This window comes from Amycolatopsis australiensis (assembly GCF_900119165.1).
GTDB lineage: Bacteria > Actinomycetota > Actinomycetes > Mycobacteriales > Pseudonocardiaceae > Amycolatopsis > Amycolatopsis australiensis.
Window position 1 is genome coordinate 1491823 of the sequence record NZ_FPJG01000006.1, and the last position, 10815, is coordinate 1502637.

The 10815-nt window shown below is 70.7% G+C and carries 11 protein-coding genes; 8 read left to right on the top strand and 3 right to left on the bottom strand.

The annotated features are described in order from the left end of the window. Positions 1-68 precede the first annotated feature (68 nt). The 3 genes from BT341_RS08420 to BT341_RS08430 all read left to right on the top strand — a co-directional run bounded on the left by BT341_RS08420 (position 69) and on the right by BT341_RS08430 (position 3228). Positions 69-1595, top strand: coding sequence for a DHA2 family efflux MFS transporter permease subunit (locus BT341_RS08420; RefSeq protein WP_245804913.1), 1527 nt, complete (start codon positions 69-71; stop codon positions 1593-1595). Then, complete coding sequence (locus tag BT341_RS08425) at positions 1576-2175, top strand: acyl-CoA-like ligand-binding transcription factor (protein WP_177328765.1); 600 nt, start codon at positions 1576-1578, stop codon at positions 2173-2175. The genes BT341_RS08420 and BT341_RS08425 overlap by 20 nt, the downstream gene beginning before the upstream one ends. Positions 2176-2694: 519 nt before the next feature. After that, positions 2695-3228, top strand: a complete 534-nt coding sequence (locus BT341_RS08430) for a hypothetical protein (protein WP_072475738.1) — start codon at positions 2695-2697, stop codon at positions 3226-3228. 66 nt (positions 3229-3294) lie between these two features. Here the strand turns inward: BT341_RS08430 and BT341_RS08435 are convergent, their stop codons facing one another. Beyond that, complete coding sequence (locus BT341_RS08435; protein WP_072475739.1) at positions 3295-4389, bottom strand: alpha/beta hydrolase; 1095 nt, start codon at positions 4387-4389, stop codon at positions 3295-3297. Positions 4390-4516: 127 nt separating this feature from the next. Between BT341_RS08435 and BT341_RS08440 the strand changes: the two genes are divergently transcribed. The 5 genes from BT341_RS08440 to BT341_RS08460 all read left to right on the top strand — a co-directional run bounded on the left by BT341_RS08440 (position 4517) and on the right by BT341_RS08460 (position 8348). Next, on the top strand, positions 4517-5089 hold the full coding sequence (locus BT341_RS08440; RefSeq protein ID WP_177328766.1) for an NADPH-dependent FMN reductase: 573 nt from the start codon (positions 4517-4519) through the stop codon (positions 5087-5089). Positions 5090-5223: 134 nt separating this feature from the next. Beyond that, positions 5224-5646, top strand: a complete 423-nt coding sequence (locus BT341_RS08445) for an organic hydroperoxide resistance protein (RefSeq protein ID WP_072475741.1) — start codon at positions 5224-5226, stop codon at positions 5644-5646. A gap of 46 nt (positions 5647-5692) precedes the next feature. Then, positions 5693-6169, top strand: a complete 477-nt coding sequence (locus BT341_RS08450) for a Dps family protein (RefSeq protein ID WP_072475742.1) — start codon at positions 5693-5695, stop codon at positions 6167-6169. A 73-nt stretch (positions 6170-6242) separates the two neighbouring features. Further along, positions 6243-7631: a glutamate decarboxylase gene (gene gad / locus BT341_RS08455; protein ID WP_072475743.1), complete on the top strand. Its 1389-nt coding sequence runs from the start codon at positions 6243-6245 to the stop codon at positions 7629-7631. Between the two features lie 90 nt (positions 7632-7721). Continuing rightward, on the top strand, positions 7722-8348 hold the full coding sequence (locus BT341_RS08460; protein WP_072475744.1) for a TIGR03085 family metal-binding protein: 627 nt from the start codon (positions 7722-7724) through the stop codon (positions 8346-8348). Here BT341_RS08460 and BT341_RS08465 read toward each other — a convergent pair. Continuing rightward, on the bottom strand, positions 8314-9006 hold the full coding sequence (locus BT341_RS08465) for a hypothetical protein (RefSeq protein WP_245804914.1): 693 nt from the start codon (positions 9004-9006) through the stop codon (positions 8314-8316). The two genes, BT341_RS08460 and BT341_RS08465, sit on opposite strands and share 35 nt — an antisense overlap. Next, complete coding sequence (locus BT341_RS08470; protein WP_072475745.1) at positions 9003-10802, bottom strand: carbamoyltransferase family protein; 1800 nt, start codon at positions 10800-10802, stop codon at positions 9003-9005. Before BT341_RS08470 ends, BT341_RS08465 begins: the two co-directional genes overlap by 4 nt. Positions 10803-10815: the final 13 nt, after the last annotated feature.

Genomic DNA, 10815 nt, shown 5'->3' on the forward strand with positions numbered 1-10815 from the left:
CGAGGGCTGGTGCCGGAGAATTTTGAGAGCTACTCTCATTTGGTAGTAGATATCAATTGGGGGTCGCTATGACCAAGCTCTACCCGCGCAGGTGGTGGGCGCTCGGGGCGCTCGCGGTGAGCCTGCTGACCGTCGGCCTGGACCTGACCGTGCTGAACGTCGCCGTCCCGACGCTCGCCGTCGACCTCGGCGCCACCACCACGCAGCTGCAGTGGTTCGGCAACGCGTACACGCTCACGCTGGCGGCGCTGTTGCTGCCGGCGGGCCTGCTGGGCGACCGGTGCGGCCCGAAGAAACTGCTGCTCGGCGCCCTGAGCGTGTTCGGGCTGGCCTCGCTGGGGTGTGCCTGCGCCGGCTCGCCGGCCGAGCTGATCGCCGCGCGGGTCGGCCTCGGTGCCGGGGCCGCGTTCCTCATCCCGCTCTCGCTTTCGCTGCTGAACATCCTGTTCCCGCCGGAGGAGCGGGCGAAGGCGCTCACGACGTGGGTGATGGCGACGTTCGCCGGCATCCCGCTGGGGCCGCTGCTCGGCGGCTGGCTGCTCGACCACTTCACGTGGGGCTCGGTGTTCCTGATCAACGTCCCGCTGGCGGCGGCCGGCGTGCTCGCGGTGCTGTTCCTTGTCCCGCTCACCCCCGGATCCGGCCGGGGCGCGATCGACGTCCCGGGCATCGTGTCGTCGACGGCCGGCCTGGTCGCGCTCACGTACGGCTTCGTCAACGCCGGCGAGCACGGCTGGGCCGACCCGGTGACGGACGGCCTGATCGCGCTGGGCGTGGCGTTGCTGGCGGTGTTCTGCCGGACGCAGACGCGGGTGGCCGCGCCGCTGACCGACCTCGCGCTGTTCCGCGAGCCGCGGTTCGTCTGGGGCGCGGTGCTCGCCACGATGGCGTCGTTCGCGCTGATGGGCTTGATGTTCGTGCTGCCGCAGCTGTTCCAGGCGGTGCAGGGGGCCGACGCGCTGCAGACCGGGCTGCGCTTGCTGCCGCTGATCGGCGGGATGCTCGTGTCGGCGAAGATCGCCGAGCGGCTGGTCACCGCGGTGGGTGCGCGCCTGGTCGTCACCGGCGGGTTCCTGCTGCTCGCCGCCGGGCTGGCGTGGGGCTCGGCGACCTCGCCGTCGGACGGCTACGGCGGCACGGTCGGCTGGGAGATCGTGATCGGTCTCGGGACCGGGTGCACGCTGCCGCCGCTGATGTCGATGGCGATGGGGGCGCTGACCGAGGGCCGGTCGGGCGCCGGCTCGGCGCTGATCCAGGTGCTGCGCCAGGTCGGCGGCACGATCGGCGTCGCGGTGCTGGGCACGGTGCTCAACGGCGTCTACCGCGACGGCGTGGCCGTCGCGGGCCTGCCCGCGCCGGTCGCCGATGCGGTCCGGGGCAGCGCGCCGGCCGCGGTCGCCGTCGCGGCGAAGCTGCACCTGCCCGCGCTCGCGGCGTCCGCGCGGGCCGCGTTCACCGACGGCATGGCGGCCACGCTGTGGGTGTGCGCCGGGCTCGGCGTGACCGGCGCACTGCTGGCCCTGCTGTTCCTGCCCGGCCGGACGGCCGCCGGGACGCAACCGCGAGAATCGGAGCATGACGTCGTCGCCGGGTGAGCCAACGGGGTTGCGGGAACGGAAGAAGGCCAGGACGCGCGCCGCGATCCAGCGGCACGCGTTGCGGCTGTTCCGGGAGCAGGGCTACGCGGCGACGACGGTGGACCAGATCGCGGCCGCGGCGGAGATCTCGCCCAGCACCTTCTTCCGGTACTTCCCGACGAAGGAGGAGACGGTCCTGTACGACCCGTTCGACCCGGTGCTCATCGCGGCGGCGCTGGCCCAGCCGGCCGAGCTGAGCCCGACGGCCGCCCTGCGGGCGACTGTGGACGTCATGCGCGAGCAGCTCACGGGCGAGGTGGGGGAGCAGGAACGTCAGCGCCAGCAGCTGGTGTTCCAAGAGCCGGAGCTGCGCACGGCGGTGATGGACAAGTTCGCGGAGGGCATCGACCTGCTGGCCGGCCTGGCGGCGGAGCGCACGGGCCGCGCGCGCGACGACTTCGAGGTCCGCAACTGGGCGGGCGCCGTGGTGGGCGTGATCATGGCGGCGTTCCTGGGCGCGGCGGCGGATCCGGGGGTCGACACGTTGGTGGTGCTGGATCGGGCGGTGGCGCACCTGGAGGCGGGCCTCCCGCTGTAAGGCCGGGCCGCTGGTTGGCCGGTGTCGCCGGGGTGGGTGGGTCTGCGGTGGGGCCGACACGTTGGTGGTGCTGGATCGGGCCGTGACTCACCTGGAGGCGAGCCTTCCGCTGTAGCACCGAAACGCTTTTTCCGGAATTAAACTCGCATTCCCGCCCCGAGCTGGGGGAAATCATGTGGGTGGCGGCGCGAGCGCTGCGGAGCGACCCATCTGGAGCAGTCTCGACACGCGGTCCGACGGAGTGATGAAGCCAAACGATCACCGTTTACGCCCGCGTGAGTGACCGAACTGCTCCAAAGTGGACGCTCGCTACCAGTGGTAACGATGAGGATCGGTCAAGATGATCTTCAGGGGGACGGGCAAGGTTTCGACGTTAATCACATGCGGGCGAGTTCGCCGCCTTCGGATCCGGCACGTAAGGGTTAGAAATCGTCCCTAACCGGTGATCGGCTGGCCGATCTCCGACACGGGGGGTATCGATTTATCCCGTCAGGTCTCCCGAGGCAGGAGGTACAGGAAATGAAAGGCAAGTTCGGGCGTTCCATCGCCCTGGTAGCCGCCGCCAGTCTGCTGGCGGTGGGGACGGCGGGGATCGCGTCGGCGAACCAGGACGGGGGCAAGGGTTCCTCCGGCACCCAGGCCCTCGCCGCGCAGGTGCTCCAGATGCGGGACGACCTCACCAAGGTCGCCTACGCGGGCGACGTCGGGGCCACGCGCGCCGACCTCGGGCGGCTGAGCCCGGTGCTCGCGGACATCGCGGCCGGAAAGCGCTACACGGTCCAGACCGACACCCAGCAGCTGGCCGGCCTCGCCAAGGGCCGCGCCGACGAGTCCAGCAGGCTGCTGGCCGACCCGACGGCGAAGCCGCGCCAGCTGCCGCCGTTGCCGCTGCCGCCGATCCCGGACCTGCCCGGCCCGCTGAAGATCGTCAGCGACCTCCTGAAGGCCCTGCTGGGCGCGGTCACCGGCATCCTGGGCGGCCTGCTCGGCTCGCTCCCCGTCCCGCCGCTGCCGGTCCCGCCGCTGCCGGTGCCGCCGGTTCCAGGGTCGTAACGGCCACGGGAAACAGGGGCCCGGAGCCCGGCCGCGGACATTCCTCCGCGCCGGGCTCCGGTTCCTTCAGTCCCGTTTGGACAGACCCTGCCGCAGCGCGCCCGCCGTCTCGGCCAGCGCCTCGCGGAACCGGGTGCCGACCCCGGTGAAGTTGATGAACCCGTGGATCAGGTCCTCGTGCCGGCGCAGGGCCACCTCGACCCCCGCCTCCCGCAGCTTCTCCGCGTACGCCTCGCCTTCGTCGCGCAGCGGATCGAACCCGGCCGTGACGACCAGTGCCGGCGGCAGGCCGCTCAGGTCCTCCGCGCGCAGCGGGGAGAGCCGCGGGTCGGTCAGGTCCGTGCCCTCCGGCACGTAATGGCCCTCGAACCACTTCATGTGCACGTCGGTGAGGAACAGGTCCTCGGCGAACAGGTCCTGCGACCGGTACCGCCGCGCGAAGTCCGTCGCCGGGTAGATCAGCAGCTGGAACGCCGGGACCGGCCCGCCGCGCCGCACCGCCTGCTGGGCGGTCACGGCGGCGAGGTTGCCGCCCGCGCTGTCGCCGCCGACCGCGATGCGCGCCGGGTCGGCGCCGAGGTCGCTCGCCTTCGCCACGGCGTACTCGAACGCCGCGAGCGCGTCCTCCGTCGCGGCCGGGAACGGGAACTCCGGGGCCAGCCGGTACTCGACCGACAGCACCCGCACCCCGGCGTGCTTGGCGAGGAAGCGGGCGGCGTTGTCGTGGCTCGCGCGGGTGCCGATCACCCAGCCGCCGCCGTGGAAGAACACCAGCAGCGGCGACGGCTCGGGCAGCCCCACCGGCGTGTACAACGTCGCCGGCAATCCGTCCATGCCCCCAACGGAGGCGCTGCGCTCCGCTGAACTCCTCGGATCCGGCGTCGGCACGGAAACCTCACGCACCGAAACCGGCTCGATCGGCTTGCCGCTCACCAGGTGCCTGGCCTCGTCGAGCAGCGCGCGCGACTGCTCGACCGAGCCGCGGACCAGCTCGGCGCGGGCGATCTTCTGCAGCCGCAGCAGCAGCTGGGCGTCGAGCGCGAGTTCCTGGCCGTCGCGGCGCACCGGCGGCCCCGCGAGCACCCGCCGCAGCGGCGCGGGCAGCCAGAACGCGAGCTGGGACGCCGCGGCCTGGACGCGGACCGGGAGCGTGATCGCCATCGTTGCCTCCTGAGCGTCGGTACCGCCCCGAAAGTTACTTGCGAGTAGGTAACAGGTCCAGCTGTGATGCGGGCCTCGGTCCCAAACTCTGGATATCCACTTAAGTAGAGGGGTTAGCCTGAAAGACGTGACTTCAGCCAGGACGATCAACGTGCTCGGGATCGGCGGCTCGCTGCGTGAGGGCTCCCAGTCCGAACGCGCGCTGCAGATCGCGCTCGCCGGCGCGGCGGAAGTCGGTGTCCGGGTCCGCATGCTCAGCGGGCCGGAACTGGTGCTGCCGTTCTACGACGCCGGCGAGCCGGGCCGCGACGAACGCGCGAGCACGCTCGTCGAAGCCGTGCGGCAGGCGGACGGGCTCATCGTCGTCTCGCCGGGCTACCACGGCGCGCTGTCCGGCCTGGTGAAGAACGCCCTGGACTACGTCGAGGACCTCCGTGACGACCGCCGTCCCTACCTGCACGGCCGCGCGGTCGGCCTGGCCGCCGTCGCGTACGGCTGGCAGGCGGCGGTCACGACGCTCGAACAGCTGCGCACGATCACGCACGCGCTGCGCGGCTGGGCCACCCCCCTGGGTGGTTCGATCAACTCCGCCGAGACCAAGTTCGACGAGGGTGGCGGCGCGTCGGACGAAAAGAGCGTCCGCACGCTTCGCCTGATCGGGCGGCAGGTCGCCGAATTCGCGGTGACGCACGCCGCATGACGTTTCGCCCGGTGGCGCCCGGGTAAGCCAGCCACGTGACGCCTGCCATGTGGGGGCACCGTTCCGCGGGTGCGGGATGTTGTGCTCAGTGAGACGCTCGTCGGTGAGCGTCCGCGACAGAAGGCAGGCTGAGCATGGGGCAGGCGATCTACACGGCGGTGGCGACGGCGCGCGGCGACGGCCGCAACGGCGAGGTGACCTCGTCGGACGGCGTCATCGACGAATCGCTGGCCATCCCGAAGGAGATGGGCGGCCCCGGCGGGGACAAGACCAACCCGGAGCAGCTCTTCGCCGCCGGCTATTCGGCCTGTTTCCACAGCGCGCTGCAGCTCGTCGCCCGGCAGGCCGAGGTACCGCTGCCCGACTCGACGGTGACCGCGGAGGTCAGCGTCCTCAAGCAGGACGTCGGCTTCGGCCTCGGCGTCGCGCTGAAGGTCTCGCTGCCGGGCCTCGACCAAGCCCAGGCCGACCGGCTGGTCGAGCAGGCCCACCAGGTGTGCCCCTACTCGAACGCGACCCGCGGCAACATCGAGGTCGCGCTCTCCGCCACTGTCTGAACCCCCGAAGACCGTTGGAACGAGCCCGAGGAAAGGATCACCCGAGATGAGCAAGTCTCCGATCAAGAGCCCGCTTTCCGAGGCCGACAAGGAGATCACCGGCAACGCCCTGCAGGCGACGCTGGTCGACCTCATCGACCTGTCCCTCATCGCCAAGCAGGCGCACTGGAACGTCGTCGGATCGAACTTCCGCAGCGCGCACCTGCAGCTGGACGAGCTGGTCAACACCGCGCGCCAGTACGTCGACGAGGTGGCCGAGCGCGCCAACGCCATCGGCGTCTCGCCGAACGGCAAGGCCAAGACCGTCGTCGAGAGCTCGGGCGCGCCGGACTACCCGGACAACTGGCAGTCCGTGGAGTCGACCGTCGCCGCGATCGTCGACATCCTCGCGAAGCTGATCGAGCGGCTGCGGGCCCGCATCGACGAGACCGACAAGAGCGACCTCGTCACGCAGGACCTGCTGATCGAGATCACCCGCGCGCTGGAAGAGGCGCACTGGATGTGGCAGGCCCAGCAGGCCTGATCCCGTCCCGCGAAAGGGGCCGTTCCGCGTGGACGGCCCTTTTTCGTCGGTGGTTGCCAGTACGGTCTCCGGCATGGTCCTGCATCAGGGGAAAGCCGACCGCCCGGGTCGCGTCGGCGGCACGAACCCGCTCTACGGCGGCGCGAACCCGGCTTTGGCCGCGAGCCTCGTGCCGCCGCACGATCGCCTGTCCGACGACCCGCTGCCCCCGGACACGGCGCTGCAGCTGGTGCGCGACGAGCTGATGCTCGACGGCAACGCACGGCTCAACCTCGCCACGTTCGTCACGACGTGGATGGAGCCGCAGGCGCGCGAGCTGATGGCCGAGTGCGTCGACAAGAACATGATCGACAAGGACGAGTACCCGCAGACGGCCGAGCTGGAGCGGCGCTGCGTGAACATCCTCGCCGACCTGTGGCACGCGCCCGACCCGGCGGACATCATGGGCTGCTCCACGACCGGATCGTCGGAAGCGTGCATGCTCGCCGGGATGGCGCTCAAGCGGCGGTGGTCGAAGCTCGGCCGCACCGGGAAGCCGAACCTGGTGATGGGCGTGAACGTCCAGGTCTGCTGGGAGAAGTTCTGCGAGTACTGGGAGGTCGAGCCGCGGCTGGTGCCGATGGAAGGCGACCGCTACCACCTGTCGGCGGAGGAGGCCGTCGCGCGGTGTGACGAGAACACGATCGGCGTGGTCGCGATCCTCGGCTCGACGTTCGACGGCAGCTACGAGCCGGTGGCGGAGATCGCCGCGGCGCTGGACGAACTGGCCGGGCGCACGGGCTGGGACATCCCGATGCACGTCGACGGCGCGTCGGGCGCGATGGTGGCGCCGTTCCTCGACCCGGACCTGGTGTGGGACTTCCGGCTGCCGCGGGTGGCGTCGATCAACACGTCGGGCCACAAGTACGGGCTCGTGTACCCGGGCGTCGGCTGGGTGGTCTGGCGCGACCAGGCGGCGCTGCCCGCGGAACTGGTGTTCAACGTCAACTACCTCGGTGGCGACATGCCGACGTTCGCGCTGAACTTCTCCCGCCCGGGCGCCGAGGTGGCGGCGCAGTACTACACGTTCGTCCGGCTGGGCCGCGAAGGGTTTCGCGCGGTGCAGCAGGCTTCCCGGGACGTGGCGCTGCACTTGTCGTCCGGCATCGCCGAGCTGGGCCCGTTCTCACTGCTGACCCGCGGCGACCAGCTGCCGGTGTTCGCGTTCACGACCCGCCCGGACGCGGGCTTCGACGTCTTCGACGTGTCCCGGCGGCTGCGGGAGCGCGGCTGGCTGGTGCCGGCGTACACGTTCCCGGAGAACCGGACGGACCTGGCGGTGCTGCGGATCGTGGTCCGCAACGGCTTCACGCACGACCTGGCGGACCTGCTGCTGGCGGACCTGCAGCGGCTGCTGCCGGATCTGGAGGAGTTCGGCGGCCACCCGAAGGACACGGCCAAGGCGACCGCCTTCCACCACTAGCGGGCTGGTGCCACGGCTCGGCTCACACGACACGTGCCAGAGGTCTCTTCCCGTCGCCAGCCGGGCCTACCAGCGGGTAACGTCGGCCACATGGGTGTCGCTGCTGACGAACGCCGGGCGCTGAGCGCGCTTCTCGACGACCTCGGGCCGGATGCGCCCACGTTGTGCGAAGGCTGGACCACCCGGGACCTGGCCGCGCACCTCGTCGTGCGGGAACACCGGCTCGATGCCGCGCCCGGGATTCTCGTGCCCGCCCTCGCCCGCTACACCCAGAAGGTCCAGGACCGCTACGCCGCCAAGCCGTGGGCCGGCCTGGTCGAGCAGGTCCGGAACGGGCCGTCGAAGTTCTGGCCCACCGCGCTCGGCCCGCTCGACGAGCTGACCAACACCGCCGAGTTCCTCGTCCACCACGAGGACGTCCGGCGCGCACAACCCGGCTGGCAGCCGCGGCCCGCCGATGCCACGCGGGACGCCGCCGCCTGGAATTCGGCTCGGCAGGCCGCCAAGCTCAACCTCCGGAAGTCTCCCGTCGGTGTCACCCTGCGCACCGGGGATGGCCGCGAAGCCGCCGTCAAGACCGGGCCCGACCCCGTCACCGTCGTCGGCGAGCCCGTCGACCTGCTGCTCTTCGTGTTCGGCCGCGACGCCGTCGACCTCCGCTTCGAAGGCGACGCGGCCGCCGTCACGAAACTCCGGGCCGTGAACCGCGGACTCTGAGCGAAACCCACCGCCCCACCGGCAGCGCCACCACGATCGCCGCCAGCGCCAGGTGCACGGCCATGAACGCCACCGCCGCCGGCACGCTCGGCGGGCCGCCGAGGAACACGATCATGTGCGACGCCCACTTCAGCTCGGTCGGCTTCGAACCCGCCGCCCAGACGTCGTTCAGCGCCCAGAACGTCAGGTCGTTCACGCCCGAGATCACCACGAGGATCGACGCGATCCCGACCTTGAGCACGTTCGCCGTCCGGCCGCCGCCGAGGCGGTAGGCCAGCAGCCCGAACAGCACGATGAACGTCGTCACGAACAGCTCGAACTGGTAGACCGGCTGGAAGTCGCCATCGGCGGAGCGCGCGAACGCCTGCACCCGCATCACCAGCTCGGTGTCCAAATAGGACATGTAGCCGAACACCGCGAACACGATCAGCGCCGGCCCGAACCGGCCGCGCGGGAACAGCGAGACCGTCAGCACCGCGAAGACGAACGGGCACAGCTTGAACGCCCAGTCGCCGATGTTGTCCAGCGTCTGGTCCGGCGGCAGCACCACCATGATCAGCAGCGTGGTGACCACCGCCGGAACGGCGGCGACCAGCCACAGCCACTGCCGCCGCCGGTACAGGGCGGCGACCAGGCCGGGCGATTCCAAGAGCGTCACAGTTCCTTCTCCACCCAGAACGGTCCGAGGGCCAGCGCGTCGACGTCGGTCTTCAGGTAGCACGCGATCGCGTCGGCCGGGCTGGCCACGATCGGCTCGTTGTTGTCGTTGAACGAGGTGTTGACGACCATCGGCACGCCCGTCAGCTTCTCGAACTCGCTGATCATCCGGTAGTACAGCGGGTTGTCCGCCCGGCTGACCGTCTGCACCCGCGCGGTGCCGTCGACGTGGGTGATCGCCGGGACCTCGGCCCGCTTGTCGGGCAGCACGTCGAACACCAGCAGCATCACCGGCGACGGGTAGTCGCTGACGAAGTACTCGCCCGCCCGCTCCACCAGGCACGACGGCGCGAACGGCCGGAACGCCTCGCGGTGCTTGACCTTCTCGTTCATCCGCGTCTTCGACTCCGGGTCGCGCGGGTCCGCGATCAGCGACCGGTTGCCCAGCGCTCGCGGCCCGCACTCCATCCGGCCCTGCACCCAGCCGACGATCCGCCCTTCGGCCACCTTCGCCGCGGTGTGCGCCGCGATGTCGTCGACGCGCGTGTACTCGACGCCGGCGTCCTGCAACGCCAGCTCCATCTCGGCCTCGGTGTAGTCGGGGCCGGTGTAGGTGTAGCCGTCGCGCGGGCGCGGCTTGCCGTACTTGGCGACCGACACGTCCAGTGCCGCGCCGAGCGCGCAGCCGTCGTCGGCCGCCGCGGGCTGGGCGAAGAAGTCCTCGAACGGCGTTTCCAGCAGGATCCGGCCGTTCATCACGCTGTTCAGCGCGACACCGCCGGCGACGCACAGCCGCTTCGAGCCGGTCTCGCGCTGCAGCCACCGCGCCAGGTGCAGGCCCGCTTCTTCGAGCGTCACCTGCAGCGCGTAGGCGATGTCGCGGTAGTGCTGCGGCACGGGGTTCTCCGCGGTGACGCGGGTTTTGGGCCGCGCCGGGCCGAACGTGTCGGTGAACTTCTTCGACATCACGTGCTTGCCGGTGCGGTGGTGGCCGAACCAGGACAGATCCAGCTCGAACCCGCCGTCGTCGTCGAGGTGGATGAGCTGCTTGAACGCGTCGACGTAGGTGTCCTCGCCGAACGGCGCCAGGCCCATGATCTTGCCTTCGTCGCGGGTCGGGTAGAAGCCGAGGTAGCCGGTGACGCCGGCGTACATCGCGCCGAGCGAGTGCGGGAACTTGATCCGCCGCAGGTCGACGATCCGGTTGCCGCGGCCGTGGGCGAGGTAGGTCGCCGTGCCGTCGCTGCCGATGCCGTCGAAGGTGAGCACGGCCGACTCGTCCCACGGCGAGATGAAGTAGCCGCTGGCCGCGTGCGCGCGGTGGTGGTCGACGAGGTGGGTCCGGAACTTCGTCGGCCCGGTCCAGCCGACGGCTTCCTTGACGTCCTTTTCGAGCGTGAACGACCGCTTGATGTGCGCGAGGACCGCGCCGCCGACGTGGTAGTCGTCGTGGCCCTTCCCGCCGCCGGTCAGGAAGGTGTCGACCATGCCCGCCGACTTGCCGCCTTCGTCGCCGTTGGCGTTGCGGAAGACCTCCAGCGTCCCGGGGAAGTAGCGCGCGAACACCTTGGCCGCGTGGATGCCTTCCTTCCAGCGCTGCCAGTAGTAGGCGACGTGGTCCACGTCGCCGAGGGTGATCCCGCCGCGTTCCAGGCAGAATTTGATGGCCTCGGCGGGAAAGCCGCCGTCGTGCTTCACGCGCGTGAAGCGTTCCTCCTCGGCGAAGGCGACGATCTCGCCGTCGCGCACGAGTGCCGCGGCCGAGTCGTGGACCCGGCTGATGCCCAGTACATACATGATTTCTCCCAGT

What these genes read in the sequence shown, in the direction of transcription:
- BT341_RS08450 (WP_072475742.1), top strand. Translation starts at nt 5,693, where the DNA reads ATGAGCAAGTCTCCGATCAAGAGCCCGCTTTCCGAGGCCGACAAGGAG.
- BT341_RS08425 (WP_177328765.1), top strand. Translation starts at nt 1,576, where the DNA reads ATGACGTCGTCGCCGGGTGAGCCAACGGGGTTGCGGGAACGGAAGAAG.
- BT341_RS08430 (WP_072475738.1), top strand. Translation starts at nt 2,695, where the DNA reads ATGAAAGGCAAGTTCGGGCGTTCCATCGCCCTGGTAGCCGCCGCCAGT.
- gad (WP_072475743.1), top strand. Translation starts at nt 6,243, where the DNA reads ATGGTCCTGCATCAGGGGAAAGCCGACCGCCCGGGTCGCGTCGGCGGC.
- BT341_RS08460 (WP_072475744.1), top strand. Translation starts at nt 7,722, where the DNA reads ATGGGTGTCGCTGCTGACGAACGCCGGGCGCTGAGCGCGCTTCTCGAC.
- BT341_RS08470 (WP_072475745.1), bottom strand. Translation starts at nt 10,802, where the DNA reads ATGTATGTACTGGGCATCAGCCGGGTCCACGACTCGGCCGCGGCACTC.
- BT341_RS08420 (WP_245804913.1), top strand. Translation starts at nt 69, where the DNA reads ATGACCAAGCTCTACCCGCGCAGGTGGTGGGCGCTCGGGGCGCTCGCG.
- BT341_RS08435 (WP_072475739.1), bottom strand. Translation starts at nt 4,389, where the DNA reads ATGGCGATCACGCTCCCGGTCCGCGTCCAGGCCGCGGCGTCCCAGCTC.
- BT341_RS08445 (WP_072475741.1), top strand. Translation starts at nt 5,224, where the DNA reads ATGGGGCAGGCGATCTACACGGCGGTGGCGACGGCGCGCGGCGACGGC.